Raw genomic sequence first — 26,479 nt, forward strand, 5'->3', positions numbered from 1 at the left:
GTTACAACCCTGTACCGATCCGGCGCCGAGCTATTAACTATCTACTTAACTTCCGCCTCTTCCTGCTGCGGCGTCATCAGCGACTGCCGTTCCGCCGTTCTCAAGTCCTGCGCCGAAAGATGCGCTCCCGCCAGCAATAGCAACCCCGAGAAGAACGCCCAGAAAATCAGCGTTACTGATACCGAAAATGGCCCATAAGCCTCCGGAAAATCCAGCAACGGCAGGCACGCCACATAGATCAGCTTTGCAATCTCCCACGCCACGCCCGTAATGATTGCCGACGGCAACACCGCTCTTGGCGGCACTTTTCCATTGGGCAGCAGCCAGTAGATCAAAAAGAAGATCAACACACTGGCGACCATTCCAAACGCTTTCAGCGCTACAAACTGGATCGTGACGTTCACCCGATCAATCATCGAATACACCACGCCGGTGCCGATGTGATTGCTCAACCACACCTGCGCCTCCGCTGCTGGAGCCCACACGCCAGCGGTTCCCGCCACGCTCAGCAGCGCAAGCACACCGCATCCCAGCGCCAGTCCCAGCGACACCACCTGGTTCATCAAGTAATTTCGGGACTTAAATCCCCAAACCGAATTCAGCGCCACTTCCAGCGGCTCAAACACGCCTGTGCAGCTTATGAACAGCATCACGACCGAAACCAGTTGGATCTTGTGAGTCGCCGACATCGAGTCAACGGTCGCCACGATGAAGCGCTGATTATCAGGCAAATACGCCATCAGCATGCGCTTGATCGCCTTCACCATCGCGGGCGAATGGAAGAATCTTCTGCTGATCGTCAGCAGCAGTACCGCCGCGGGGAAGAACGACAGGATCGCGTTCGCAGCCACGGAAAATGCATACGTATGCACTTCCGTCGTGCCCAGGTACTTCAGCGTTGACCATCCATTGCGCCGCAGTGTCTGCAGCATGGAGGTTCGCAGTTGTTGAACCGTATCGCTCGAGACGGGAATTTCAGCGGCTACGACCGCAGCCGCGCCAGATGTGCTATCGCTTGTCATGATCTTCTCAGGCCATTGTAGCGAATCCAGCTCACCTCCATGGCCGCACCCTTCTCTCGAAAAACCTGAGTTCTCGTCTTCAATCGCACTAACAGAGCGCAAAAAATCGCGATTCGAGGTGTGATTCCATAAAAATGATCGGTGTGCGGAAAGATTTGCTTGCCATAGCGGGTAAGTTGCTGTAAATATGCCATGCTCTCTGAGTTGCCGTTTCAATGTTGTTCTAGTGGTTATGCGGTGCTGTAAAGGAAAGTAGATGTTTGAATTAGCAGTCGGCTTCTGCAGTCAAATCCGGATTCCAGCATCTTTTCCTCATCGCGACCGAGAGCCGCGGGGCTTGATGAAAAGCTGCTGGAATCCGGATTTGTTTGGTAGGGGATTTTCGACTGGCGTGGAAACTCAAAGGGGGGTTCCGCGTGATCACTGTTTCTCTTGCAAGATGTGAAAGGAGTAAGTCGTGAAAGAAAAAGGTACTGTTAAGTGGTTCAATGGCGCTAAGGGTTATGGCTTCATTCAGCGCAGTACGGGTGAAGATGTGTTCGTGCACTATTCTGTTATTCAGGAAAATGGCTATCGCACTTTGAACGAAGGCGAGACCGTCGAGTTCGAATGCGTAAAGGGACCGAAAGGCTTACAGGCTCAGAATGTGAGCCGTGGGTAGCTTCTAATCCTTATTCAAAAGCAAAAGGCCCTCATCCCCCGGAGGGCCATTTTCTTGGCCGCGATTCGATCTATCGACATCCGTCAATGTATCAGTAGGTCTCCAGCGAGACTACGTCGCCCTGCTGAGTTCCGCTCTTCTTGTAGTTGATCGAGGCTTCCGTGCCGCGCATGCCGCAATCGAAGTGATCGGTACCGATCAGCACAATGTCGTGGCGGTCGGCGATATGCATGCGCCAGGTCCCTCCGCCGGAGTTCACAGTCAACTCGGCTGCCGGCGGCGCGCTGCATTGCACGCTCACGATCCGCCCCTTCAGAAACTCAATCTTGCGCGCGTCCTCCTTCACCGCGGTGACGTTCTTCTTGGCAGCGGCTTCCGCTCGCTCGTCTTCTTCGATTGCCTCCTGCAGGTTGTCATACTTGCTGTGCTTTACGTTGGCTTCAGTTGCGGGAGTCGATCGGTTCCCCATTGCTTCCCACTGCTTTTCTGCCTTCTTCTGCTTACCGATTTCGCCTAACGCGTCTTCGCATTCGCGAGCTACGGCAGCATCTCCACCCGCACGTGCATACAACAGGAGAGTGTGTGCGGTATCGTGATTGCCGGCCGCTTCGTAGGCACGCGCCAGATTCAGATAGTACCGATCATTGCGCGGGCGCAGCGCCGACGCTCGCTGCAGGTCGGCCAATGCCTTGGGCGATCCCTCGCTCAAATTCGCGAGGCCGAGCAACTCGTAAGCCGGAGCATAGTTCGGATCGCGGTCTAATGCGGCTTTCAATTCGTGGCTCAAGCGCGTGTGGGCCGACTCCACGCGGATCGAATTTTCCTCACCCTGATTGATCCAGCGCGCATACAGATAGTGCATCGAAGGTTCGGTGTCATCCAGCGCGAGCGCGCGCCGAATGTGCTCGATTGCATTTTCCTGGTCATGACGCAACATAAAGGCCCATGCCAGTGCGCGATGAACTGCGACATTCTCCTGGTTCTGTCGCATGAAGGCCACCAGTTCGCGCAAAGTGCCGTCCGAGCCAGGGCCGAACAATGTTAAGCTCGCGTCGATCACATGAATATCGGCTGCTGAGACCTTCTGCGGCTTGAACAGGTTTGCGTCAATGCGTGGCGCAGGCATGTCCTTGGGTGCAATCTGCGCGAGCGACTCACGCACCTCGCGGTCGAGATTCGCGAAGTCCATCGAGAACGCTTCGCTCAGCGCGCGCTCCGGGGATACGCCACGCGACCCCACGGCATTCAGATAGGCTCCGGCCTGCGCCAGTCTGCTGTTATCGATTAACCACCGTACGACGGCCCACGACTCAGCCTCGAAAACTTGCTTCTGTGCTGCACTGAGGGTTGTAGCGTCTTTCAATTCGAACAACTGCTTGAGTGGAACCCAATCGCTCGCTTTTGGCATGGCCATTCCGGGCGGAACCGCTCCCAGACGCATCTGCTCGCCGTTGAAGCGTACTCCGGCCAGGTAGTTCGCGATGCCAGAATCAAACCATGGCTGCGCGCGCGGATAATTGTCGTCGAGAACCAGCCCGGAAATAGCTTTAGCGGCCGCCGTCCATGATTCAGGTTGTGACACGTCCGCTGTCACGATATTCGCCATCGGAGTGCGCACAAGCACATTGCTGGAGGAGGAGTTGTGTACCGCCCGAATGCGCAGCGGCGTGGCGAGGCTCACATCCTTGCGATGAAAAACCTGCCCGAAGATGGAGATCAGTTGCTCTCCGCGAAGCGCAGCGTCGCGGGCGGCGTGATCGCTGCCTTCGGAAAAGCTCACGACATGATCGGATTGCACCTTGAACCATTGCTGGGCTACAGAAACCGTCGTCCACTGCAGCAGCATGAGTACCAAGAGCAACCATCGCGCACGCATCGCAAGCCTCTCCTGACCGCGGGCTCTTCGAAACCGAGCTCATTCGGCTACAACGTTGGATGCCGGATCGGACGCCTCAGTGTCGACAGAGTTCCTGGAGCACGAGGCGCTGTTTGGCTGTAGGGCGCAGAAACTGCAGGCCTATGCGGAATCCTGTTCGCCGAATCACCACCGCCTCGAGACACAGCGGCGAATTGTAGTCGGGAATTGGCAGGCAGAGCATCACCCTTACGCCTTCCGGGAGTTCATGCGTAACGGTCAGCCCTGCGCCGGTGTGCGACAGGTCGCGTGTCCGGCCATGGATGATGAGGCACTCGCCGGAGGAGCGCACGGCGACCAATCGCGCCCGCAGATCCAAAGTTCGACGCGCGTATAGACGGCTCGCATAGATTGATGAATGGCTATGTTGGCGCAACATCGGCGGCCTCCAGCCGTGCAATGGCCCAGCGCGCATGTTCGGCTACCGCCGGGTCTTCGTGGTCAGCGAGCTCGCGCAGGCGTGCGAGATAACGGCGGTCGCCACTATTGCCCATAGCGATGGCTGCACTGCGCAGCAGTCCTTTGAGCTTGGTACGCTTCACGGGCGAGCCTCGAAAAACCTGACGGAACTCGTCCATGTTCATACCTGAAATCCACTCCAGAGAGGGATTGACGAGTTCGGTACGCGGCGCAAATGCAGGGTCGGCGGAACCAGGAGCGCGACGATTCCATGGACAGACATCCTGGCAGATGTCGCAACCAAAGAGATGCCGTCCCATCATTGCCCGCAGCTCTTCCGGCACCGCTCCGCGCTGCTCAATCGTGAGATAGGAGATACATCGTGTTGCGTCCAACCGGCGTGGTTCCAGAAAGGCCTGTGTCGGGCAGGCATCGATGCATCGTGTGCAACTTCCGCAGCGGTCTGCTGCAGGGAGATCGGGCGGCAACGCATGTGAGCTGAGAATGACACCAAGGAAGAGCCACGACCCAAGCTGCTGGTTAATGATGCAGGCGTTCTTTCCCGTCCAGCCGATGCCTGCATTCTGCGCCAACACACGCTCGATAACCGGGCCTGTATCCACATAGCACCAGGTGCGCGGAGTGTCGTTGCCGCCGTCGACGATGCGCGAGATCATTCGCGCCTCTATTTTGCGGAGGCGTTTCAGCAGCAGGTCGTGGTAGTCCGCCTCGACAAATGCGTAGCGGGAAATCCACCCGCGCTCCGGTTCATTGCACTCGGTCGAGTGCGGAGCCGCCGAGTTGTAGTTCGCGGCACAAACTACGACGGAACGCGCCCACGGAGCGACATGGCTGAGGGCGGCCCGACGCAAATCTCCGGCGTCGTTCCTCTTGGCTAGATATTCCATCTCGCCGTGATGTCCTGCGGCAATCCACTCGGGAAAGTAGTCAAGCTCGCGCAGGGGCGCGGCAGGCGCTACGCCACAAAGAGAGAAACCCTCTTCGATCGCAGCCTGCTTCACGAATTCAGCGAGTGTTTGCATGATGTCCGATGAAAGGGAAGTGTACCTGAAGCGGGGCGGCTGCAATAAACAAAGCCCCGCAAGGCGGGGCTGAAGTTCGCGAGATATCAAAACCGGACTAAATTCCCAGCTTCTTAACCTCTTCGTTGTAATACTTGTGATAGAGAATGTTCCACTCGGGAGTGCCTTCGGGGATGATTCGGCGTTGGCTTTCGATCTTGAGCCGTGCAGCCTTGTCGAGCTTCTCCTCGTTCATCAGCAGCTCTTCGAGAATGCGGCGCAGTTCCTGGCGAATATCGTCGTAGCCTTCAAGGAAATCGACGTCTTTCATGGCTGCGAGTTGTTCGGTCGAGGTGGAGGCGAGCTTGTTCAGCTTTTCACGAGTGAGTCTCATAGCACCGCCTTGTACTTGCGCACGAGTTCGTTTTTCACTCGCTTGAACATTTCCTGGTAGTTAGCGCCGCGATTGCGCATCTCGTCGGAATACGCATCGAGAATGACGCGAACTTCATCATTGATGCGGTCTTCGAGGCTTAGTTCCTCGATCATCGTGTTCTGGACGCGCTCGATGACTTTTTCGGGCTCGTGCGTCTGAATGAAGTGATTGTCTTGTAGCCGTTTGACGACTTGCCGGGCGAGATAGCCCACGTATTCTTTCGAAAAGAGCATGATTGTGTGTCGAAGCTAGCGGTATGAACAAAGAAATTTTAGCATAGTTGGATTCCCGCTTACCTTAAGCATCCAGGGGAATCAGCACCGGCCGCAGCAAACGATTGCGGCAGACACACACAATTTCCGGACGGTGCAGCTCTGCTGTACTTCGAGCAGAAACGCCTCGGGAGTATCATGAGGTCAGACGCGGGGGTGAGTTGCAGCGCCCCAGCCCATTTGTTAGAAAAGCAAAGTGATGATAGACGACCTTTCCAGTATTCAAGACGACGTGAACGCCTTTACCCAGGGCCTCGGCCTGAAGCGATTTCACGGTTATATTCCGGACGAGATGCCCAGCGTGTTGTGGGACGCCGAAGATGTCACGGAAAGCTGGAAGGACTTTGTCGAACTGGCAAGAGCCTCCGGGGCTGCTTTCCTAACCATCAACTCGGTTCAACTTGAGGCCGAGGATGTGGATCTCCTCATCTCCGAGCTTCGCCGCTCCAGCTACAGCCGCGAAGAAGACCTCGAGACGGCGCGCCAGCTCCGTTCCTACTTCGGACGCATTGGATTTATCCAGCTAGGATTCCCGTATCAGGGCGTGATGTTCCTATGCGAGCTCTCGACCGAGTGGTACGAGGGGTACAAGGCTCTGCAGGAAATGGCAGATGATCTGGGCGGCATCATGATTGATGGCGGATCGGAAGGCTCCGATGAGGACGAGCGTTAAACGTGCGCTGGATTCCTCGGGCTCCCGAAGCAGCGACGGATAGCAGAGATCTTGAGCAAACAGCGCGAAATCTTGCGGCTGCTATGGATCTGCCGCCCATTGTCGCTGGACTGCTCGTTCGACGTGGCATTTCCTCGGTAGATGAAGCCAGCCAGTTTCTCCACCCTTCACTCGATCAACTTCACTCCCCCATGCAGATGTTAGGCATGCTTGCGGCCGTCGAACGGCTGGAGCGTGCCATCGCGCAGCATGAGCCCATGCTGATCTACGGCGACTACGATGTGGACGGCACGATGGCGACTGTCATTCTTAAGACTGCTATCGAGCTGCTTGGAGGCCAGTGCAGTTTCCATGTTCCGCACCGTCTGCTTGAGGGGTATGGCATGCGCGATGAGGTCATCGAGCGTGCTGCTGCCGACGGCGTACGGCTGATCATCAGCGTCGATACGGGCATTCGCGCCTTTGCCGCCGCTGAAACCGCGACTCGCGTGGGTGTTGACCTGATCGTGACCGATCATCACCTCGTGGCGCAATCCGAAGGCGTGCCGAAAGCGCTTTCCGTCCTGAATCCGAATCAAGCGGATTGCGGCTATCCGTGCAAAGACCTCTGCGGAGCGGGGGTGGCTTTCAAGGTAGCGCAGGCTTTGCTGGAGCGCGCCGGACGTCAGCGGCTGATCCCTTCTTTCCTGAAAGTCGTGGCCATTGCGACCATCGCCGACTCGGTCCCCTTGCTGGGCGAGAATCGTGTGTTCGTTTCGCTAGGCCTTGATGGGCTTCGACGCGTTGTGAATCCGGGCCTCAATGCGCTAATGCAAATTTGCGAGCTGGACCACGGACGCGGATTGAGTACGACTGAGGTGGCGTTCCGCATTGCTCCACGAATGAATGCCGCCGGGCGCATGGACGTAGCGAAGGATGTGGTCGAGCTCTTCACGGTGAAGGACCCGATTCGCGCTCGCGAACTTGCGCAGCGGTTGAACGAGCTCAATGTGCAGCGTCAGCAGGAAGAGCAGCGCATCTCCGAAGCCGTGCTGCAACAAATTGAGGGAGATCCCGAACTGCGCGATGCGGCCTGCATGGTGGTCGATGGAGAAGGCTGGCATCGCGGCGTCATCGGAATCTGTGCCTCGCGTGTGGTTGATCGCTTTGGCCGGCCCGCCCTCGTGATTTCGCGTAATGGTGACGAGGCACATGGTTCAGGCCGCTCCATCGCCGGATTCCATCTGCTCAATGCGCTCGAATCTGCGCCGGAGTTGTTTCTGCGCTTTGGCGGACACGCACATGCAGTTGGTTTTGCGCTTCGTTCTGAAAATGTACCGGAATTGCGGCGCCGAATCGGTGAGTACGCGCGACAAACGCTCACTCCGGAGGACCTCGAACCCGTGTTGGAGTTCGATGGCGAGCTTCAGGTCGAGCAGGTGACGCCCCGCTTCTGGGAGTCGCTGCGCGCGCTGCAACCTTTCGGAATGGGAAATCCGGAGCCGGTTTTTGCTGCCCGGGGCGTCACCATGATTGGCGAGCCCAAGGTGATGCGCGAAAAGCATCTCAAGCTCAAGCTGCGTCGCAACGCGCAGTCATCACAGTCCACCGGCTTCGCCCGAGGACTCGACGCACTTGGCTGGCGCATGGCGCACCGTCTCGAGGCCGAGCCCCTGGCAGGCGGCGACGCGCTTGATGTGCTGTTCCGCATCGAGCAGAACACGCATCCTGACTTCGGCGGAGGTCTGCAGTTAGTGCTGTGCGATTATCGGCACGCCGAAGTGGCGGCAGCGAACTCGGCAGCATCCAATTCTGTGTAGCTCGAGTTGCTCGACTCACCTCATGCCCAGATACATCGCCTTCCTTCGCGCCATCAACGTCGGCGGCCACGTCGTGAAGATGGAGCAGTTGCGCGCCCTGTTTGAGGGCATGAAGTTCAAGAGTATCGAGACGTTTATAGCGAGCGGCAACGTCATCTTTGACACCCCAACCAAGCCCGCAGGCGAGTTGGAGGCAAAGATCGAGGCCGCGTTGCAGAAGGCACTCGGGTACGAGGTTGTCACCTTCGTCCGAACCGAGAAGCAGTTGCAGGCGATTGCCGAATACCAGCCATTTCCCGCCGCGGATACCTCTTCGGCCCCCACTTTTTGCGCCGGGTTCTTGAAAGCTCCGCTCGACGCTCCCCGCGTGCAGCAAGTGATGGCGCTCTCCGGCGAAAACGACTTGTTGCATGTTCACGGTTCCGAAATTTTCTGGCTCAGTCGCATGAAGCAGAGCGAATCGGTTTTTTCGAATGCCGTCCTGGAGAAGGCCTTGAAACTCCGCTCCACCTTTCGCGGCATGAATACTGTCCAGAAGATGGCTGCAAAGTACGCGTCGCGAACCCCCTGAGGCGGCGAGCTTTCGACGCAATCCATTAGACGATTTCCTGAATTCCGAGACGTGCGGGAGAGCTGGCGCTCGCGTACACTGGTTCAGTAATGGCCGTTTCTATCCCTCGCCTGCGAATCTGGTTTGCCGTCATGGGCCTGGCCATTGTGGCCGTGGTGGCGGGTTTCTATATTTACGCCCGCATTCAGATGCGCATCGCCATCAAGAACCTGCCCGGCAAGGTCGGCATCGACATCCAGCAGACAACCGAGGGGTTCACGTTCTCGAAGAGCGAAGGTGGTCGCACGCTTTTCACCATCCACGCCTCAAAGGCGACGAAGTTTCGCCAGGACGGACGCGCCGAGCTGCACAACGTGAACATCATTGTTTACGGCCGCAAGTCCGATCGCTTCGATCAGATTTACGGGGATGATTTCGAGTACGATCAGCAGGCCGGAACGGTCGTTGCGAAGGGACAGGTTCACATCGATCTGGAAGGCAACGCCGAAGGACAGAAGCTCGATGACCAGGCGCCTCCGCGCGAGATGCAGAACCCGATTCATCTCGAAGTGCAGGGGATGACCTTCAATCAGAAGACGGGCCTCGCGGAGACGGATGGCACTGTCGAGTTCCGCGTGCCGCAAGCTGCGGGTACGGCGAAGGGCGCGACTTACGACTCCAAGAAGAATGAACTGCTGTTGCACTCGGCCATCGACATCCAGACCGAAGGCAGCAACCCCACTCACATTCAGGCAGAGCGGGGCACGATCAGTAAGGATCCCCGCGTACTCACACTCGATGCGGTGAATCTGGCAGGCAGCGACCGGACGATCCAGGCAAATCGCGCGACCGTGGATCTGACGCAGGAAAACGCAATCCAGCACGTAATCGCAACCGGGAACGTGCGCATGAGCGACCGCGACGGCCTGCAAGTGCGCTCGCCACGTGCCGAGTTGCAACTCGGAGCGCAGAACACAGTGCAATCAGCGGTATTCTCCGGCGGTGTCGATTTCGAATCCACCAAGCAGGAGGCGAACGGACGTTCCGGCGAACTATTGCTGCATTTCGTTCCAGGCAAGCCGGCGAAGACTAAGGTAGTTCCGGCGAAATCTCCGACACCAATGGCCGCGACCGCTGCGGCGGTGACCAGCAGCACTCCGGCGATTCTGCAAAGTATTCAGGCAAGGCAGGGAGTCGTCCTGCGCCGCGCCGGGCAGAAAGGCGGCAAAAATCCACAGGAGTTTTCGATTGCATCGCCGGCAATGACCTTCGCCATTGGCAACGGACGCCTGTTGACCTCGGCGCAAACCGAAGGCCCAGGGCAGGTAGTGATGAACGGCACAGGCGCAAAGAATGCCGGCGAGCAGACGAAGATCGATGCGCAGCACTTTACGGCGCAATTCGGGGAGCAGAACCGTTTAAGCGTGGTGCATGGAACCGGTGCGGTTCGCGTCGTCAGCCGCGTTCCCGGACAGCCGGACAAGGTGAGCACCAGCAATGCGATCGATGCGCAGTTTACGCCTGCGGGCGAAATCTCGCGCATCGTGCAGGAGGGCGGTTTCCGCTACGTCGAGGGGCAAAGCTCGAAGAATGAACCGGGCGGACGCACCAGCACGGCGGAGCGCGCGGTTTACTCTCCGACTGATGACTCACTTACGTTGCAGGGAAGTCCCCGGATTGTCGATGGCGGCATCACGGTGACCGCAGATAGTCTGCGTTTGGTGCGTCGAAGCGGAGAAGCCTTTGCCCAAGGCAATGTCAAGACCACCTACAGCGAACTGAAGGTACAGCCCAATGGCGCGTTGCTTGCCACCTCCGACCCCGTGCATGTCACGGCCCACGCGATGAACGCACAGCAGTTGACCGGGCTTGCGCACTATACCGGAGGCGCCAGGCTGTGGCAGGGTGCGAACATCGTGCAGGCGCAGACGATCGATTTCGATCAGAAGGCACGCACCATTGTCGCGCAAGGGGATCGGAAGCATCCGGTCAGCAGCGTGTTCACGCAGGTGGATGCTAAAGGTAAGACGACCACCATGCTTGTTACTGCACCGAAATTGAGCTACGCCGATCAGGATCGCCAGGCGCGCTACTCTGGTGGCGTGATGGCGCGCGGTGAAGACGCCGTGCTGACGGCAGACCACATTGATGTGTCCCTGAACCCTGCCAACGCAACCCGCGTCGGCGGACCCAGCCAGCTTGACCACATTACGGCCAGCAAGCATGTCCTCGTGCAGCAGCAGGAGCGTCGCGCCGAGGGCGAGCAACTGGTTTACACCGCCTCGGCCGGCAGCTTCGTTATGACCGGAGGATCGCCTCTGCTCAGCGATCCTGTGAACGGCACGATCCGGGGCGAATCGTTGACCTTCTACAGCCACGATGATAGGGTGGTCGTCGAGGGCAGCGGTTCCTCGCGTGCCGTCACTCGTACTCACGTTTCCCGCTAATGCAGACGCTTTCCACTGAAGAGATTGCCAAGTCGTACCGCGGCCGCCGCGTCGTCAACGGAGTTTCGTTGTCGGTCAATCAGGGCGAGGTCGTGGGACTCCTCGGCCCCAATGGCGCGGGCAAGACCACGAGTTTCTACATGATCGTGGGCCTGATTCCGCCTGATTCGGGACGCATTATGGTGGGCGATGCCGAAATCACCGACGTGCCCATGTATCTGCGGGCGCGGAATTTTGGCATCAGCTATCTGCCGCAGGAGGCCTCGGTTTTCCGCAAGCTCAGCGTCGAGGAAAACATCCTCGCCGTCCTGGAAACGCAAAGCTCCAGCGGTCAGGAGCGACGCACCAAGATGGAGAGCCTGCTCGACATGCTTGGCTTGGCTCACATCCGTAAGAACAAGGGATACGCACTCAGCGGAGGCGAACGCCGCCGCGTTGAAATCGCACGAGCGCTCTGCATCAATCCCACGTTTATCCTGCTCGATGAGCCGTTCAGCGGCATCGATCCCATCGCCGTACTCGATCTTCAGAAGATCATTTTTACCCTCAAAGAGAGCGGCATCGGCATTCTCATCACCGATCACAACGTCCGCGAAACGCTCTCTGTCACCGACCGCGCCTACATCATCAATGAAGGCCGCATCTTCCGAACCGGAACCCCGGAGCAGTTGGGAAACGATCCCGAAGTAAAAAGGGTGTATCTCGGCGAGAGTTTTACCTTAGTTTAGCTACTCTGCAGGGCGAAACGTCACATCTAAGCATTTTGATTGCCGAACCCCGGTGTGAAACAGAGTTTCTTAGTTTAGAATCACGTTGGGAAATATCCCGTTCATTACTAGCTCATGGTATCTCTGCAGACAAAGCTGAACCTCAAGGTCACTCAACGCCAAATCCTGACGCCGGGATTGGTGCAGATGGTTTCTGTCCTCGCGCTCAACAAGCTCGAGCTTAAGGACATGATTAACGAGGAGATGGTCGAAAATCCGGTGCTCGATGAGTACATCGACACCGTGCCGACCATCGATGAGATCGCGGCCCGCGAGGAGCAGCGCGAGCGTGACAGCTCCGCCGCCGTTGCAGAGGAACCCAAGACTACGCCCGAGGAGCGCGATCCCTTCGAAGAGGTCGATTTTGGCTCGTTTTTCAATGAGTACCTGGACCCCGGTTATCGCAGCAACTCCGAGCTGGAGTCGATTGAAAAGCCTTCATTCGAGAATTTCCTTTCCAAAGCAACGACCCTAACCGACCACTTAATGTGGCAGCTTGGCGCCGTGCACGTGAAGGATGATGTGCTTGCCGCAGCCGAACTGATCATCGGCAACCTGAACGAAGACGGCTACTTACTCGCGACCGACGAGGAATTGCTGGAGCTCGGTGCCGGATCGTTGAGCGCGCTTGAGGGCGGTGCTGCGCTGGAGCAGGAATTGAGCGCATCGGACACCGTTGCAGGTGAAGGTGCCGTCACTGACGATGCGGCTGTGCGCCCCAAGCTGTTGCAGAAACCGGAAGTTCCGTCAAAGGCACTCTTTGGTCGCGATGCATTGCATGAAGCGCTCGACCTTGTGCGCCAGATGGATCCGGTGGGAGTGGCTGCACGGGAACTGCGCGAGTGCCTGATGGCTCAGCTGAAGGACCTGTTGCGCGTCCACGATGAACGCGGCGGCGAGCCCGACATGCCGGAACTGCTCGAAGACGCGATGGTGATCGTGGATAAGCATCTGCACAGTTTGCAGAACAAGCAGATCCGTGAGATCGCCCGCGCGATGGGCAAGAGCATGGAGCGTGTCGAGCGCTGCGTGACCCTCATCCGCACGCTCGATCCCAAGCCCGGCCTGCGGTACAACGTTCCAGAAACGCGCCTGATCGAGCCCGATGTCGCGATCATCAAACAGGGCGATGAGTACCTGGTGGTGATGAATGACGACGATCTGCCGCAGCTTCGTCTAAATCCGACGTACAAGAAGCTGCTCACCCGCGAAGGCAACGAAAAGGACGTTCGCAACTACGTCAAGGAGCGCTACAAGTCCGCCATCCAGCTCATCAAGAACATCGAGCAGCGCAAGCAGACGATCCTGAAGGTCTGCTATGCGATCATCGGACGCCAGCAGGAATTCCTAGATTTCGGCATCGATTACCTGAAGCCGATGATGATCAAGGAAGTAGCGGAAGAGATTGGCGTTCATCCGTCGACGGTGAGCCGCGCCGTGGCAAACAAGTACGCGCACACGCCGCAGGGCGTATTTGAGCTGCGCTATTTCTTCAGCGAAAGCGTGAACGGCCCCGAGGGCGGAGCGACTTCGCTGCTGATCCTGAAGCGCAGAGTCAAAAAGCTGATCGAGGAAGAGGATCCCTCGCGCCCGCTGACGGACGAACAGCTCACCCGCATCCTGCAATCGCAGGGTATTCAGGTGACGCGCCGCACGGTAGCCAAGTATCGCGAGGACATGAAAATTCCCTCGACCCACCAGCGGCGGGTAAAGAAGTAAATACTTTCCAGAATCCACAGACTGGAAGCGCTTCCCCACATCTGATATAACCAAACGCCCACGAGTTTTTTCGCGGGCGCTGGGCGGAGGTGTCCTTCTCCACCTGGTTTCGCTTCAGGGCCGGTTCAATTCTGCCGATATTTTGGTGTTGGCCCTGAAAACGTGCACACCCCAGCACGCAGCATGCTGGACGGTTCAAGGAGGGGAATTCGAATGAACGTGGAATACACAGGTAGGCAATTCGACATCACTCCCAAGATTCGCGAGGAAGTAGAGACTGGCCTGGCGAAGCTTGTAAAGATTGTGGGCAACAACTGTAGTAGCAAGGTCATACTGACGGCCGAAAAGCAGCGCCGCATCGCCGAAATCACATTGACCCGCCGCACCAAGACACTGGTCGGCCACGGCGAAGCCACCGACGTCATGGCTGCTATCGACGAGGCGCTCGAGCATATTGAAAAGCAGGCTTTGAAACTCAATACCCGCAAACGCGACGGCAAGCGCGCGGAGAAGCCGACCTGGAAGCGCGAAGCTCTTGAGCCAGAGATGCCCGTAGCCGCCGTCGGAGTCGGAGCTGGGGCCGTCACAGCCGTGCCTGTCGTCGTGCATAAGTTCCCGGCAAAGCCCAAGGTGAGCGAAGCACACCTGGTAAAGAGTGAAGACTCAGTGGCGCTGCAGCCCATGACTATTGAGGAGGCTGTAAAAGAGTGCGAGTTCCGGGATCGTGGTGTATTCGTCTTCCGCGACAAAAAGGGTCTGATACACGTTCTGCATCGTCGCAAGGACGGCAAGCTGGAACTGATCGAAGTGCCGTAACGCGAGCTGAATCAGTCGCACTACAGGTTTCAAGAGCGTGCGGTCGGGGAAGGATCTCCGGCGCACGCTCTTCGTGTTTCTTTGGCCTAAAAGATTCTCGGATAGCGCTGTAAACCCCGGTAACCTTTCTCCAGATCACAGTCTACTGCTACAGTTACGTTTATGGCACGATCGGCTCGCAAAGCTCGTTCCAAGGCAACTCCCAATCCAGCGCTTCCAGAACTGGAGCGCGATGCACCGGCAGGCAAAGGCAAGCTGGTGATGATCACCGGGCTCAGCGGCTCGGGTAAGATCACTGCGCTTAAGGTTTTTGAGGATATGGGTTACTACTGCGTGGACAACCTGCCCGCGGAGTTGATCCCCAGCTTTGCCCAGCTCATTACCGACTCGCGCGATAACAAGAATGCTGCCATCGTGGTCGATATTCGCGAGGGGAGCCGACTGGAGCAGCTTCCGGCAATCATTGCGGACGTCAAGAAGAAGCTCGACGTTACGCTGATCTACCTCGACACCAGCGACAAAGTTCTCGTCCGCCGGTTCAGCGAAACTCGCCGTCCTCATCCTCTTGGCTCGGCTGCATCGGTTACAAGTTCCATATCAAGCGAACGCAATCGCCTGGAGCAGATTCGCAATATCGCCGATCTTGAAATTGACACCTCGAAATTCAATGTTCACGAGCTGCGCACGCATCTGGTTGAACTCTTCCAAAAGGGTGAAGAGCGCCAGCCAATGCTGATTTCCACCCTCAGTTTCGGGTTCAAGAATGGAGTGCCCGAGAGCACGGATCTGGTTTTCGACGTGCGTTTTCTGCCGAATCCGCATTTCATTCCTGAGTTTCGGCCCTACACGGGAAGGCACCCGCAGGTCGCGAAATACATTCGCTCGTTTCCGCAGACGCAGGAATTCATCGATAAGGTGATGGACCTGCTGCTGTTCCTGCTACCGCACTACATCGCTGAGGGAAAGAGCTACCTGACGATCGGTTTCGGCTGTACCGGCGGGCAGCACCGCTCGGTGTTCATGGCCGAGGAGATCAAGAAGCGGCTGGCCAAGGCCGACTTCCGTGTGAAAGTGGAGCACCGCGACAGCCCGCGATAAACTCTCGCGTTATGGATTAGGGCATTTCCGGGGCTCGTCACCGCTTTCTTTCTGCCAAGCTTGCAGCAGAATCGCTGACCAGCAATTCTGCTGGAGCTCTGTTTTCCCGCAGCTTCTTCCAGTAGAATCAATGTTTGCACCCCAATTTTCCATTTCGGATGGGCCGCCATCCTATGAGTAGTTCATGCGCCGACTGATCCGCCTGATGTGGTACGTCCGGCCCTACTGGCCTCAGCTCATTGCCAGTGTTGTGCTGTTTTCGCTGGTCGGACTTCTGGAAGCGTTCCGTCTGGCTCTGTTCCGCCCTATTTTTGACCGTGTGCTGACGCCGGAAACTCCGGGCCGCTCGATGGCCCTGCTGACGATTCCAATCAGCCATCACACGATCTACCTCGAACAACTCGTTCCCAGTCATTTCCGCAATCCCTGGACCGTGGTGGCGTTTGCACTCGTCTCGTCCGTGTTCCTCAAGGGAATCTGCGACTATATCGGCACCTACCTGGTGAACTATGCGGGATTCGGTCTTGTTACCGATCTGCGCAACGAGATCTACAGCAGTGTCCTGCGCCGCTCGGCTGCATTTTTCCAGAAGCACCCGACCGGCATGCTGGTTTCGGCCATCATCAACGACATTGACAAGGTTCAATTTGCCATGTCGAGCGTGCTTGCCGAATTTCTTCAGCAGTTCTTCATCCTGCTGTTCACCGCGGGACTGGTAATCTCCGCCGGAGGCAAGCTGGCGTGGATACTTCTCGCCTTTGTGCCGCTGATTGTCTTCAGCTCGCGCAAGATCGGACGCCAGGTACGCAGCACCACCCGTCGGGGCCAGGATAAGCTGGCCGAGATACAGAACATCCTGCACGAGACCCTAACGGGCAATCGCATCGTCAAGGCCTTCAGCACCGAGATTTGGGAAACGATGCGCTTCAAGGCCGCTGCAAAGCGGCTCTTCTCGGCCAATATGCGATCAGTTGTCGCGATGGCCCTGAGCTCGCCTCTGATGGACCTGCTCGGCGCCGTGGCAATTGCGCTTCTGCTCAACCTGGGACGCAATAGCATCAATCACGGCAAGATGACCATCGGCCTTTTCATGACTTTCATTGTGGCGACCATGAGTCTGTATCAGCCGGTGCGCAAGTTTGCGGGTTTCTACAACAATTTCCAGCAGGCACTCGGTGCCTCTGAGTCGGTCTTCCGCTTCATGGATGCAAAGGACGAAGTGCGCGAAAAAGCCCTGCCGCGCAAGCTGACGGGCTTCCACGATTCCATCAAGTTTGAAGACGTGCGCTTCTGTTACAGCGATGGCGAAGACGCGCGCGAGGTGCTGAAGGGCATCAACCTTGATGTGAGGGCTGGCGAAATGCTGGCCATCGTAGGCGGCAGCGGCGCAGGTAAGTCCACGCTGGTGCACCTGATTCCGCGCTTCTTCGACGTGACCGGCGGACGCATTCTGGTGGATGGCATTGATGTGCGCGATCTTTCGCTGGCCTCCCTGCGCAAGCAGATTGGCATCGTGGCTCAGGAAACCATGCTGTTCAACGACACGGTGCGCAACAACATCGCCTACGGTCAGCCGCATGTTTCGCAGGATGACGTCGAGGCTGCCGCTCGCGCTGCGCTGGCGCATGATTTCATCCAGCGCATGCCCGAGGGTTACAACACGGTGATCGGCGAGCGCGGATTCCGCCTCTCTGGAGGCGAACGTCAGCGTCTGAGTATCGCCCGGGCATTGCTGAAAAATGCACCTGTGCTGATTCTCGACGAAGCTACCTCGGCGCTCGATTCTGAAAGCGAGTCGCTGGTGCAGGCGGCCTTGCAGAATTTGATGGCTGGACGTACTGTGTTCGTCATCGCGCACCGGCTCTCGACCGTGCGCCGGGCCGACCGCATCATTGTTCTTGAAAATGGTCAGATTGCCGACGAGGGTACGCACGACGATCTGCTGTCGCGGCTGGGCACCTACCGCCGCCTGTACGATTTGCAATTTGTGGATATGGACGCGCCGAAGCAGAGCGCTCCCGTGGAAGGAGTCGGAGAGTAGCTTATGTCCATTCGCTCGATGACCGGTTTTGCGCAGGTCAAAGGTCAGCATGATCAGACTGCCTATACCTTTACGGCCAAATCAGTAAATCACCGTTTTCTCGATCTTCATTTGCGCCTGCCGGCCAAATCCGAACTTTTCGAGCAGCAGTTGCGCAAGCTGTTCAAGGAGAAGATGCATCGCGGCCACGTCGAGGTCACGCTTTCGCTGGAATACGCAGGAGCCGCGGGAATCAGCATCAATCGCGAACTCGTAACCAGCTATGTGAAGGCCTTTCGCGCGCTCTCGTCAGAACTCGAACTGCACGCCGATGTTGATCTGAATGCGATCCTCCGCCTGAATGGTGTTCTAACGGCGTCAAGCGAAATGCCCGAAACGGCTGAGTTGCAAGCGGTTCTGTTATCCGCCGCTACCGACCTGATCGACGGGCTCAACGCCAATCGCCAGCTCGAGGGCGACCACACGCGAGCCGAACTTGAGACGCGGATGAATCAGCTCGAGCGCAACACAAGCGAGGTCGAGAAGCTGCGCGGCACTGTTCTTCAGGCACATCTCGAACGCATTCGCGCGCGCATGGCCGAGCTGGTTGCGGATAAGGCCGATCCCGACCGCATTCTGCAGGAAGCTGCGATGCTGGCCGAGCGCAGCGATGTGCAAGAGGAGATTGTTCGCCTGCAGACTCACATCAAGCATTTTCGTGCGCTGCTTGAGGAAGGCGCTGATGTCGGCAAGAAGCTCGATTTCCTGGTGCAGGAGATGAATCGCGAAGCCAATACCATGCTCTCCAAGACGACGGGTCTGGCTGGAGATGCGATGCGAATCACCGAGCTTGGCCTGGCGCTGAAAAGCGATATCGAAAAATCCCGTGAACAGGTGCAGAACGTCGAATGAGTCTTGTCTTCATCATTTCCGCCCCCTCCGGCAGCGGCAAATCGACGCTGGTCAATGAGATCAAGAAAAGTGTCGATCGCCTGGAATTCTCCGTGTCCTATACGACGCGACTGCCGCGCGGCAGTGAGGAAAACGGCCGCGAGTACTATTACACCAGCCGCGAAGTATTCGAGCGCATGATCAAGAACGACGAATTTCTCGAATACGCAGATGTTTTCGGCAACTACTACGGTACGGCAAAGAAGTTCCTGGACGATGCCATCCTGCGCGGTCATGACCTGCTGCTCGATATCGATGTGCAGGGCGCGTCGCAGCTTCAGGCCCGTTTGCCGGGTGCAATCAGCATATTCATCCTCCCGCCCACCAAGCAGGAATTGGAGGCGCGCCTGCGCCGTCGCAGCTCGGCCGAACGCATGACGGACGAGGCTGTGATCTGCCGCAGGCTGGAAACTGCCACCCGGGAGATTGAAAAATACGACAAATACGACTACATTCTGGTCAACGACCGGCTCGAAGACTCGAGTGATGCGCTAAAAGCGATCATTTTGACCGAGCGTCTTCGCGAGACCGGGCGTGAACCTTCGCGGGCGGACGAGCAAAAGCTCGCAGAGCTGGCGAAGGCCCGAAAACTGGAAAATGTGAAGCCGCACCTCGGCCCCATATTGGAGAGCTTTCGGAAAACAACGGTGTAACAACTCAGGGGGAAATACAGTGGAACTTCATCACGGGTTCGACAGTAATTATCGTTACATTCTGGTCACCGCGCGCCGCGCTCGCCAACTTCAGTCCGGTGCACATCCGATGGTTGAGACGAACGTCACCAAGCCTTGCCGCATTGCCGCCCTTGAAATCGAGGCCGACAAGGTGAAGTGGGAAACCACTCCGTTGCGGGTTGTGTCCGACGCGGATCTTGAGTCGGGCGTAGCGTAACAATCGCTTTAGAACTGAGGTTTACGGGACCCGCTCTCTGCGACGGCAAAGGTGGGTTCCGGGCCGGGCAGCTCGCGCCAAAATCTTTGGCGCGTCCTGCGGCATCAAAGATGTGCCACACCAGCACCGAGCGCTTTTCGTGATGCGCGATTCGGCAGCTGGCTTGTGTGCGTTTCGGCTTTCTACGATGAAGATCGCACTGGGAGTTTCGGGCGGCATAGCCGCATACAAGGCCGCTGAAATCGCGCGCCGCCTTCAGGACCGCGATATCCGCGTGCAGGTGGTCATGACCGCGTCGGCGCAGGAGTTCGTGCGCCCACTGACTTTTGCTGCGCTTACGGGCGAAAAAGTTATTACCGAGATGTTCTCCCAGCGTGACTCGAATTCGACCCTCGACTCGTCGGTTGAGCACATTGGCGTCGCGCAGGCGATCGACGCGCTGGTTGTGGCTCCTGCCACAGCCGCTACGCTTGCCCGCTTCGCCCATGGATTGTCGGAAGATTTCCTCTCGACGCTGTATCTGGCCACGACGGCTCCCGTGATCGTCGCTCCGGCAATGAATGTGAATATGTGGCGGCATCCAGCGACTCAGGCCAATCTCGCGATCTTGCGCTCGCGTGCGGTAACCGTGGTCGAACCTGGCGAGGGGTATCTCGCCTGCGGTATGACCGGAGAAGGCAGACTGGCCGATACAGCCGATATTGTCGAGGCAGTTGTCGCCCGGCTGGAACAGTCGCAGGATCTCAAGGGTGAGCACCTTCTTATCTCGGCCGGTCCGACCTATGAGCCGATTGATCCGGTGCGTTTTCTGGGAAATCGCTCGAGCGGCAAGATGGGTTATGCCATTGCAGAAGCCGCCCTGCGTCGTGGCGCGCGCGTAACGCTGGTCAGCGGACCTACGGCTCTCACGCCTCCGGCGGTTGAGGAGCTTGTGAATGTCGAAACCAGCGCGCAGATGCGCGAGGCTTTACTCGCCCGCTTCGGCCACGCCAGTCTTGTGATCATGACCGCGGCTGTTTCGGATTTTGCTCCGGCCACGGTCGCCGCGCAGAAGATCAAGCGCGAAGCCGCGATGAGTCTTGCGCTCGAGCCCACGGCTGACATTCTTGCCGAACTCGGCTCGCGCCGCGCGCCCGGGCAACTGCTCGTTGGCTTTGCCGCCGAAACACAGAACGTGGTGGCCAATGCGCGACAGAAGCTCGCGCGCAAGCATCTCGATGCCATCGTCGTGAACGATGTTTCGCAAGCTGGTATCGGCTTTGCCTCCGACCGCAACGCTGGCGAAATCATTACGGCAGAAGACTCCACGCCCGTGCCCGAAATGTCGAAGCGCGAGATGGCCGATCGCATTCTCGATGTTGTAGTAAAGCTGCGCGCCCGCCAGCAGACTCCGAAGGTGACCGCATAAGCATGGCAAAAGTTTTGGACGAGCAGAGCAGAAAGGCTGTTGCGGCCGCTGTGCGCTACTACCGCGATCTCGGCATCTATGACCTCTACAAGCGCGAAGTTCCCGAGGGAATGACGTTCGGGCGCGCGCTTGAGCGCGAAGGGCTGGCTGAGATTTCGATGGAGCCAGAGACGGCTGCGATTGCGGTCGAGGTGACTCCAACACCCGTCGCCGAAACGTCTGCATCGCAGCTTGCAGCGATTCTCGCCGACAAGCCCGCCGCGCTCCGCGTCATTCGCGAAGAAATCGGCGACTGCCAGCGATGCAAACTCTGCTCTGCCCGCACCAACATCGTTTTCGGCGTAGGCGACCCGCAAGCTCGCATGATGTTTGTCGGTGAAGGCCCGGGCGCGGATGAAGACGCGCAAGGTGAGCCTTTCGTGGGCCGCGCCGGACAGTTGCTCAACAACATGATCCAAGCCATGGGAATTCGCCGCGAAGACGTGCACATTGCGAACGTCGTGAAGTGCCGCCCGCCTCAAAACCGCACGCCTGAGCGCGACGAGTGCGAAGCTTGCGGAGTCTTCCTCCTGCGCCAGATCTCGGTCGTGAGGCCGGAGATTATCGTGGCACTTGGCGCGACGGCTGCCCGCTTCCTGCTTGGTGTCAACGACTCGATGGCGAGCCTGCGCGGACACATCTACGACTTCACTCCTGCCACGCATCCAGTTCTGCGCGAGGCGGCGTCGGCTCCCGAGCGCGATTCGGAGTTTTTGACAAAGCTTGCCGTTACGTACCATCCCGCCTACCTGCTGCGCGATCCGCGCCAGAAGAAAGAAACGTGGGCTGACCTCCAGATGGTGATGAAGTACCTGCGCATGCCGCTGCCGCAGCGCGCGGCTGAACGTCCGCAAGAGGGCTGATGTCCGCGCCATCGGAAGCCGCGCAGACGTCGCTGCTTCCTGAAACCCAGACCGTCTATTGCGATGTGGCGCTTCCGGTGCCGCTCGATGCAGTGTTCACCTACGATGCGGGCGCACTTGAACCAATTGTCGGCGGACGCGTTGTAGTGCCCTTCGGCCGCGGTTCGGAAAAGCGCCTTTCAGGCATCGTGACGCGTGTTCACGGCGAGCGTCCCGAGACGCGCAACATCAAGCGCATCCTCCAGGTGCTCGACACCGCGCCGGTGCTCGACGAAACGCTGCTCGCGCTGGGGCGTTGGATCTCGCAGTACTATCTGGCACCTATCGGCGAAGTGTATCGCACCATGCTGCCGTTGCAAGCGGAGTTCCGCCAGGCTCATGGCTATCGCATTACCGAGCTTGGAGCCGAGGCGCTTTTTGAATCCGCCAACGCCGGTTCCTCTCGCCGCTCGCAGAAAGATGTCGAGCACCAGATGGCCGAATATGCCGTGCTCGACGCCTTGTCTGAAGGTGAACTGGTGCGCGAAGAGCGATTGCGCTCCGCCGCGGGCGCGACGCGTGAAGTTTTACGCACCTTGCTGCAGAAGAAATGGATTGTGCGCGAAGACCTCTCCGGTGTGCGCGACGCGCGAAGAATCGTGAAGTTCGCTGTTTTGCGCACGGATCAAAGCGCGGCAAGCAAGAAGCTCAACGCCGCCCAGCAACTCATCGTTGACATGCTGCGCGAAGCTGGTGGACGACTGCGCATGGAAGAACTGCGCGAGGCTGGAACGTCGCCAAGCTCGCTGAAGACGCTCATCAAGCATGACGTCCTCGAGATCGTGGAAGAGAAGGCTGAGCAGGCCGTTCCGCAGATGAAGCCGCGTACAACGCTGGAGGAGCGCTTCACTTCACGTCAGAAGGAAGCGCTGGCCGAGATTCGAAAGAGCGTGGATGAGCGCCGGTTTCAGGTTGCGTTATTGCATGGCGTTACGGGCTCGGGAAAAACCGCTGTGTATCTTGCGGCCATGCAGTCGGTGCTGGCTGCCGGACGCGGTTCTATCCTGCTTGTTCCCGAAATCGGGCTCACCCCCGGAGTTGCCGCCGATCTCTACAGTATCTTTGGCGAAGAGATTGCCATCCTGCATTCTTCACTCAGCGATGCCGAACGCGCCGAGCAATGGCATCGCATTCGTCGTGGCGAGGCGCGCATTGCGGTCGGCACTCGTTCGGCCATCTTCGCGCCTGTGCAGGAACTTGCGCTCATCATTGTCGATGAGGAGCATGACAACAGTTACAAGCAGGAAGAAACACCTCGCTATCACGGCCGCGACGTTGCCGTGATGCGCGCCAAGTCACTCGGCGCCACGGTCGTTCTCGGCTCGGCCACGCCGTCGCTGGAGAGCTTTCAGAACGCGTCGAAAGGGAAGTACGCGCTAATCGAACTCCCGGATCGCGTGCAGCAGCGACCATTGCCTGAAGTTGAGTTGATCGACATGCGGCAGGAGTTCCAGGAAACCGGGCATGAGACTGTGCTCTCGCGCAAGCTGATCGAGGAGACGACGGCGCGTCTCGAACGCGGCGAGCAGGCGATGATTCTTCTCAATCGGCGTGGCTACTCTGCCTGGGTCATGTGTCGCGCTTGCGGAGACACTCTGCAATGCCGCGATTGCGCTGTGGCGATGACGTATCACAAGAAGCAGCATCGGCTGCTCTGCCACTACTGCGGATATCAGGCTCCGGTTCCGAAGACGTGTCCCAAATGCGGCAGCGACTATGTGCAGTTCCTGGGTACCGGGTCGGAGAAGCTGGAAGACATGCTGCACAAGGCATTTCCGACGGCGCGTATCGGAAGGATGGATCGCGACACAGTGCGCGGGCACGATGATTTTGAACGCATGCTGAGCGAGTTTCAGGCTGGCGACATCGACCTGCTTGTCGGCACCCAGATGATCGCCAAGGGACACGATGTTCACGGCGTCACGCTGGTCGGCGTCGTTGGAGCGGATTCCGCACTTGCCTTACCGGATTTCCGGGCGGCCGAGCGCACGTTCCAGTTGTTGACCCAGGTTGCCGGACGCGCCGGACGCGGCGAGATGCCGGGCAAGGTCGTTTTGCAGACGCACTTTCCCGATCACTATGCCGTGCAGTTCGCTGCCCACCATGACTACCAGGGATTTGCCGAGAAGGAGTTGCGGTTCCGGGGTTGGATGCACTATCCTCCTTTCGATTCACTGGCAAATATCGTCGTACGCAGCGATAAGCAGGAAGAGGCATTGCGCTATGCTGGCGTGCTTGGGAATTGGTTCCAGGGTGCCCGACATGAAGGGGTGCGCGTCATGGGACCTGCTCCGGCTCCCATCATGCGGTTGAAGAAGGACTATCGCTTTCACTTCGTGCTCAAGGGTGGCAGTCGTGAGCGCCTTAATTCGGTTTTACGGGCAATGCTTGTTGCGGCACAACACCACAAAATAGCGCGAACAAGCATCATAGTGGACGTTGATGCAATGTCGCTGTCGTAGGGCCAGCGATGGCATTTGGGCAAACTTTTTAAGCGAAATCGGGTTTTTACTTAGAAGCTAAGCACGACCGACTTGAGAGAATACTGGTAATAATAGGGAGCCCAATTTGCCATCCCGCCCGCACATCACTCCGGAGGCGTCGACTGCGTCAACTCAGGCGCCAGATCCCGGGGGATTCTCACTCAAGCTGGAGCTAACCATACCGGCGCGGGCGTCTGCGATTTCTCCGCTCGTAGAATCTGTGATGACCGCGGTACGCCGTCACGCGAAGTCGAAAGAGATGGCGATCGAAACGGCGTTACGCGAGGCGCTTGCAAACGCGATCAAGCACGGCTGCTGCGACAATCCAAGTCTCTATGTGCAGTGCTCTGTCGTGTTTGAAAACGATCACAGCGTGGTCATTATCGTTCGCGATCCCGGCCCGGGATTCGACCCTAAACGCCTTCCCGATCCCACCGAAGGTGAGCATCTTTACGAAAACCACGGCCGCGGGATTTATCTCATCAACCACTTGATGGACGAAGTGCATTTCAGGCGCCGAGGCGCTGAGATCCATATGCGCAGCCGCATCAAGTGAAGGCGCGATTGTTTTGTCATCCTGCCGCCGCTACTCTGAAAGCAGCACGTGAAAATTAGTGACTTGGACGGAGAGCCGTTTGTAGCTCACTGATCAAGCAGAGGAGTCCGTTGTATTTGGCGGTGTTGCGCGCTTTAACGGCTCGGCTCTCAATGCGTGGCAGCACTGCGACAGCCGATTACCGTGCTTTGAACTCCCTTGCCACCTGCGGAAACGACTTGTTCGCCACCGGAGCGGGTGTGAACGTTAGCAGCAGCATCGCCAGTGCGAATAGCGCAAGCTTTTTGCGGCCTCGTCCGATAGTCGGCCATCTTGGAACGCTCGGCTGTTGCAGTCCGCTCAAGGCCATCAGCACCGCCCAGATCATCCATCCCACCCAGAAGAACCAGGCCATCACCACGAGTGCGATGACGATGCCCCATGAGAGGAATTTGTGCACTCGCGGCGAAACCGCATAAACCAGGTGTCCGCCATCCAGCTGCCCGCCCGGAAGCAGGTTCAGCGCGGTGGCCAGCATGCCGGCCCAGGCCGCCAGCGCGACAGGATGCAGGTAGTAATGCGACAGAGCGCCTCCGCCGTGATGCAGCAGTGCGTGGCCGATTTGGAATACGAGCGGATACCCGAATTGCAGGTCCGGATCGGGATTGCCGGTGAGCGGGTGAGAGAGGGCAAGGCCAATGAGCATTGTCGGCACAGCCACTGCAAAACCAGCGATCGGGCCGGCGACTCCGATGTCAAAAAGCGCGGCACGCGACTCGATGTAGCCGCCGATTCGGATAAACGCTCCCATCGTTCCGATCAAGGTTGGCGCGGGTATGAAATACGGCAGCGAGGCCCGGACGCGATAGTGACGACAGTAGAAGTAATGTCCCAACTCGTGCGAGAGCAGGATTCCCATGATGGCCAGCGAGAAGGGAACACCCAGCAGCAGTTGCCGCGGACTTCGCCAGATCCACTGCACCGGGAACAGCGGCACCACTTCGTCGTCGCTGGTTTCAAAGGCGTCGAGGTTGTGATTGAAGTTGTATTGCAGGCGCGAGCCTACCAGCACCGTGGTGCCGAAGGTGAGCACCAGAAGCAGCAGCGGCAGCCAGAATCTCACCTTGTGCGTGCGTTCGCGAGGAAGCACAGCGGAAGCGTCGGGCGCCTCCGCAGGGACGGAGTTCCCGGGCAGAGAATCAAAGCTGGGTTCAGACATCTAGGAGTTGACGCTCGAACTTAATCGATCGACTGGAGTTCCTTGCCGGGCTTGAAACGCACGGCCTTCCCCGGAGGGATATTCACTTCGGCGCCGGTGCGCGGGTTGCGGCCGATGCCGGTCTTGCGCGGGCGCACGTTAAACACGCCGAAGCCGCGCAACTCGATGCGGTCGCCCTCGGCCAGAGCTTTCTTCATACTGCCGAAAACGGTTTCAACCGCGCGCTCGGCTTTCGTCTTTGTGACTCCCGTGCGGTTCACCACTTCGTTGATGATGTCCAGTTTGATCAAGCCACGGCTCCCGGCTATGGATTTAAAATCAAGGGCTTACCACTGATGCTAGAAAAAGCGGCTGGCCTTGTCAACGTCGCTCAGGCTTCGCGCAAGCCCAGTGGCGCGATATTACCACGACTTCCTCGCCTCCATGAAAGCTGAA

25 protein-coding genes are annotated in these 26,479 nt (G+C 58.2%); 17 read left to right on the top strand and 8 right to left on the bottom strand.

Features of this window, described 5'->3' with window-relative positions; genetic code table 11:
* Nucleotides 1-41: 41 nt before the first annotated feature.
* Nucleotides 42-1,022 (bottom strand): YihY/virulence factor BrkB family protein, encoded by a 981-nt coding sequence (locus tag AC6IY8_RS18545; RefSeq protein WP_497776271.1) that lies wholly within the window; start codon nt 1,020-1,022, stop codon nt 42-44.
* A 457-nt stretch (nt 1,023-1,479) separates the two neighbouring features.
* Between AC6IY8_RS18545 and AC6IY8_RS18550 the strand changes: the two genes are divergently transcribed.
* A complete protein-coding gene (locus AC6IY8_RS18550) occupies nt 1,480-1,683 on the top strand; it encodes a cold-shock protein (RefSeq protein ID WP_497776272.1) in 204 nt (67 codons plus the stop codon).
* A 91-nt stretch (nt 1,684-1,774) separates the two neighbouring features.
* Here AC6IY8_RS18550 and AC6IY8_RS18555 read toward each other — a convergent pair whose 3' ends face one another.
* The 5 genes from AC6IY8_RS18555 to AC6IY8_RS18575 all read right to left on the bottom strand — a co-directional run bounded on the left by AC6IY8_RS18555 (nt 1,775) and on the right by AC6IY8_RS18575 (nt 5,688).
* Nucleotides 1,775-3,559, bottom strand: a complete 1,785-nt coding sequence (locus AC6IY8_RS18555) for a tetratricopeptide repeat protein (RefSeq protein WP_497776273.1) — start codon at nt 3,557-3,559, stop codon at nt 1,775-1,777.
* Between the two features lie 76 nt (nt 3,560-3,635).
* A complete protein-coding gene (locus AC6IY8_RS18560) occupies nt 3,636-3,977 on the bottom strand; it encodes a PilZ domain-containing protein (RefSeq protein ID WP_497776275.1) in 342 nt (113 codons plus the stop codon).
* Nucleotides 3,961-5,040, bottom strand: a complete 1,080-nt coding sequence (gene queG / locus AC6IY8_RS18565; protein WP_497776277.1) for a tRNA epoxyqueuosine(34) reductase QueG — start codon at nt 5,038-5,040, stop codon at nt 3,961-3,963. Before queG ends, AC6IY8_RS18560 begins: the two co-directional genes overlap by 17 nt.
* A 97-nt stretch (nt 5,041-5,137) precedes the next feature.
* A complete protein-coding gene (locus AC6IY8_RS18570) occupies nt 5,138-5,413 on the bottom strand; it encodes a DUF507 family protein (protein WP_497776278.1) in 276 nt (91 codons plus the stop codon).
* The gene (locus AC6IY8_RS18575; RefSeq protein WP_497776280.1) at nt 5,410-5,688 is read right to left on the bottom strand and encodes a DUF507 family protein; all 279 of its coding nucleotides are present in this window, start codon (nt 5,686-5,688) and stop codon (nt 5,410-5,412) included. The genes AC6IY8_RS18570 and AC6IY8_RS18575 overlap by 4 nt, the downstream gene beginning before the upstream one ends.
* Nucleotides 5,689-5,926: 238 nt before the next feature.
* On the opposite strand from AC6IY8_RS18575, the gene AC6IY8_RS18580 reads away from it, so the two are divergent.
* The 16 genes from AC6IY8_RS18580 (at nt 5,927) to AC6IY8_RS18655 (ending at nt 24,846) form a co-directional block, all read left to right on the top strand.
* Nucleotides 5,927-6,400 carry a hypothetical protein gene (locus tag AC6IY8_RS18580; RefSeq protein ID WP_497778647.1) on the top strand — a complete coding sequence of 158 codons (474 nt, stop codon included), beginning with the start codon at nt 5,927-5,929 and terminating at the stop codon, nt 6,398-6,400.
* A 2-nt stretch (nt 6,401-6,402) separates the two neighbouring features.
* Complete coding sequence (gene recJ, locus AC6IY8_RS18585) at nt 6,403-8,199, top strand: single-stranded-DNA-specific exonuclease RecJ (protein WP_497776282.1); 1,797 nt, start codon at nt 6,403-6,405, stop codon at nt 8,197-8,199.
* A gap of 22 nt (nt 8,200-8,221) precedes the next feature.
* Nucleotides 8,222-8,770: a DUF1697 domain-containing protein gene (locus tag AC6IY8_RS18590; RefSeq protein WP_497776284.1), complete on the top strand. Its 549-nt coding sequence runs from the start codon at nt 8,222-8,224 to the stop codon at nt 8,768-8,770.
* An 89-nt stretch (nt 8,771-8,859) separates the two neighbouring features.
* The gene (gene lptC / locus AC6IY8_RS18595) at nt 8,860-11,196 is read left to right on the top strand and encodes an LPS export ABC transporter periplasmic protein LptC (protein WP_497776285.1); all 2,337 of its coding nucleotides are present in this window, start codon (nt 8,860-8,862) and stop codon (nt 11,194-11,196) included.
* Nucleotides 11,196-11,924 (top strand): LPS export ABC transporter ATP-binding protein, encoded by a 729-nt coding sequence (gene lptB, locus AC6IY8_RS18600; RefSeq protein WP_497776286.1) that lies wholly within the window; start codon nt 11,196-11,198, stop codon nt 11,922-11,924. Before lptC ends, lptB begins: the two co-directional genes overlap by 1 nt.
* A 114-nt stretch (nt 11,925-12,038) precedes the next feature.
* Nucleotides 12,039-13,682 (top strand): RNA polymerase factor sigma-54, encoded by a 1,644-nt coding sequence (gene rpoN, locus AC6IY8_RS18605; RefSeq protein ID WP_497776287.1) that lies wholly within the window; start codon nt 12,039-12,041, stop codon nt 13,680-13,682.
* Nucleotides 13,683-13,895: 213 nt separating this feature from the next.
* Entirely contained in the window at nt 13,896-14,498 is a 603-nt protein-coding gene (gene hpf / locus AC6IY8_RS18610) for a ribosome hibernation-promoting factor, HPF/YfiA family (RefSeq protein ID WP_497776289.1), read from the top strand.
* Nucleotides 14,499-14,660: 162 nt separating this feature from the next.
* Nucleotides 14,661-15,596, top strand: a complete 936-nt coding sequence (gene rapZ, locus AC6IY8_RS18615; RefSeq protein ID WP_497776290.1) for an RNase adapter RapZ — start codon at nt 14,661-14,663, stop codon at nt 15,594-15,596.
* 184 nt (nt 15,597-15,780) lie between these two features.
* Complete coding sequence (locus AC6IY8_RS18620; RefSeq protein WP_497776291.1) at nt 15,781-17,637, top strand: ABC transporter ATP-binding protein; 1,857 nt, start codon at nt 15,781-15,783, stop codon at nt 17,635-17,637.
* A 3-nt stretch (nt 17,638-17,640) separates the two neighbouring features.
* Complete coding sequence (locus AC6IY8_RS18625; protein WP_497776293.1) at nt 17,641-18,528, top strand: YicC/YloC family endoribonuclease; 888 nt, start codon at nt 17,641-17,643, stop codon at nt 18,526-18,528.
* The gene (gene gmk, locus AC6IY8_RS18630) at nt 18,525-19,220 is read left to right on the top strand and encodes a guanylate kinase (RefSeq protein WP_497776295.1); all 696 of its coding nucleotides are present in this window, start codon (nt 18,525-18,527) and stop codon (nt 19,218-19,220) included. The genes AC6IY8_RS18625 and gmk overlap by 4 nt, the downstream gene beginning before the upstream one ends.
* Before the next feature lie 19 nt (nt 19,221-19,239).
* Nucleotides 19,240-19,458: a DNA-directed RNA polymerase subunit omega gene (gene rpoZ, locus AC6IY8_RS18635; RefSeq protein WP_497776297.1), complete on the top strand. Its 219-nt coding sequence runs from the start codon at nt 19,240-19,242 to the stop codon at nt 19,456-19,458.
* Nucleotides 19,459-19,645: 187 nt separating this feature from the next.
* Nucleotides 19,646-20,866 (top strand): bifunctional phosphopantothenoylcysteine decarboxylase/phosphopantothenate--cysteine ligase CoaBC, encoded by a 1,221-nt coding sequence (gene coaBC / locus AC6IY8_RS18640; protein WP_497776299.1) that lies wholly within the window; start codon nt 19,646-19,648, stop codon nt 20,864-20,866.
* Nucleotides 20,867-20,868: 2 nt separating this feature from the next.
* Nucleotides 20,869-21,768: a uracil-DNA glycosylase gene (locus tag AC6IY8_RS18645; protein WP_497776301.1), complete on the top strand. Its 900-nt coding sequence runs from the start codon at nt 20,869-20,871 to the stop codon at nt 21,766-21,768.
* The gene (priA, locus tag AC6IY8_RS18650; protein WP_497776302.1) at nt 21,768-24,269 is read left to right on the top strand and encodes a primosomal protein N'; all 2,502 of its coding nucleotides are present in this window, start codon (nt 21,768-21,770) and stop codon (nt 24,267-24,269) included. The genes AC6IY8_RS18645 and priA overlap by 1 nt, the downstream gene beginning before the upstream one ends.
* Nucleotides 24,270-24,375: 106 nt before the next feature.
* A complete protein-coding gene (locus AC6IY8_RS18655) occupies nt 24,376-24,846 on the top strand; it encodes an ATP-binding protein (protein ID WP_497776304.1) in 471 nt (156 codons plus the stop codon).
* 178 nt (nt 24,847-25,024) lie between these two features.
* Here the strand turns inward: AC6IY8_RS18655 and AC6IY8_RS18660 are convergent, their stop codons facing one another.
* Both AC6IY8_RS18660 and AC6IY8_RS18665 read right to left on the bottom strand, forming a co-directional pair.
* Nucleotides 25,025-26,044, bottom strand: coding sequence for a site-2 protease family protein (locus tag AC6IY8_RS18660; RefSeq protein WP_497776305.1), 1,020 nt, complete (start codon nt 26,042-26,044; stop codon nt 25,025-25,027).
* A 20-nt stretch (nt 26,045-26,064) separates the two neighbouring features.
* Nucleotides 26,065-26,334 (bottom strand): HU family DNA-binding protein, encoded by a 270-nt coding sequence (locus AC6IY8_RS18665; RefSeq protein ID WP_497776306.1) that lies wholly within the window; start codon nt 26,332-26,334, stop codon nt 26,065-26,067.
* Nucleotides 26,335-26,479 lie beyond the last annotated feature (145 nt).

This window comes from Koromonas soli, from assembly GCF_059726265.1.

What these genes read in the sequence shown, in the direction of transcription:
- queG (WP_497776277.1), bottom strand. Translation starts at nt 5,040, where the DNA reads ATGCAAACACTCGCTGAATTCGTGAAGCAGGCTGCGATCGAAGAGGGT.
- rapZ (WP_497776290.1), top strand. Translation starts at nt 14,661, where the DNA reads ATGGCACGATCGGCTCGCAAAGCTCGTTCCAAGGCAACTCCCAATCCA.
- hpf (WP_497776289.1), top strand. Translation starts at nt 13,896, where the DNA reads ATGAACGTGGAATACACAGGTAGGCAATTCGACATCACTCCCAAGATT.
- priA (WP_497776302.1), top strand. Translation starts at nt 21,768, where the DNA reads ATGTCCGCGCCATCGGAAGCCGCGCAGACGTCGCTGCTTCCTGAAACC.
- AC6IY8_RS18570 (WP_497776278.1), bottom strand. Translation starts at nt 5,413, where the DNA reads ATGAGACTCACTCGTGAAAAGCTGAACAAGCTCGCCTCCACCTCGACC.
- AC6IY8_RS18590 (WP_497776284.1), top strand. Translation starts at nt 8,222, where the DNA reads ATGCCCAGATACATCGCCTTCCTTCGCGCCATCAACGTCGGCGGCCAC.
- lptB (WP_497776286.1), top strand. Translation starts at nt 11,196, where the DNA reads ATGCAGACGCTTTCCACTGAAGAGATTGCCAAGTCGTACCGCGGCCGC.
- AC6IY8_RS18555 (WP_497776273.1), bottom strand. Translation starts at nt 3,559, where the DNA reads ATGCGTGCGCGATGGTTGCTCTTGGTACTCATGCTGCTGCAGTGGACG.
- AC6IY8_RS18575 (WP_497776280.1), bottom strand. Translation starts at nt 5,688, where the DNA reads ATGCTCTTTTCGAAAGAATACGTGGGCTATCTCGCCCGGCAAGTCGTC.
- gmk (WP_497776295.1), top strand. Translation starts at nt 18,525, where the DNA reads ATGAGTCTTGTCTTCATCATTTCCGCCCCCTCCGGCAGCGGCAAATCG.
- AC6IY8_RS18620 (WP_497776291.1), top strand. Translation starts at nt 15,781, where the DNA reads ATGCGCCGACTGATCCGCCTGATGTGGTACGTCCGGCCCTACTGGCCT.
- AC6IY8_RS18580 (WP_497778647.1), top strand. Translation starts at nt 5,927, where the DNA reads ATGATAGACGACCTTTCCAGTATTCAAGACGACGTGAACGCCTTTACC.
- AC6IY8_RS18660 (WP_497776305.1), bottom strand. Translation starts at nt 26,044, where the DNA reads ATGTCTGAACCCAGCTTTGATTCTCTGCCCGGGAACTCCGTCCCTGCG.
- AC6IY8_RS18545 (WP_497776271.1), bottom strand. Translation starts at nt 1,022, where the DNA reads ATGACAAGCGATAGCACATCTGGCGCGGCTGCGGTCGTAGCCGCTGAA.
- AC6IY8_RS18560 (WP_497776275.1), bottom strand. Translation starts at nt 3,977, where the DNA reads ATGTTGCGCCAACATAGCCATTCATCAATCTATGCGAGCCGTCTATAC.
- coaBC (WP_497776299.1), top strand. Translation starts at nt 19,646, where the DNA reads ATGAAGATCGCACTGGGAGTTTCGGGCGGCATAGCCGCATACAAGGCC.
- AC6IY8_RS18645 (WP_497776301.1), top strand. Translation starts at nt 20,869, where the DNA reads ATGGCAAAAGTTTTGGACGAGCAGAGCAGAAAGGCTGTTGCGGCCGCT.
- AC6IY8_RS18625 (WP_497776293.1), top strand. Translation starts at nt 17,641, where the DNA reads ATGTCCATTCGCTCGATGACCGGTTTTGCGCAGGTCAAAGGTCAGCAT.
- rpoN (WP_497776287.1), top strand. Translation starts at nt 12,039, where the DNA reads ATGGTATCTCTGCAGACAAAGCTGAACCTCAAGGTCACTCAACGCCAA.
- lptC (WP_497776285.1), top strand. Translation starts at nt 8,860, where the DNA reads ATGGCCGTTTCTATCCCTCGCCTGCGAATCTGGTTTGCCGTCATGGGC.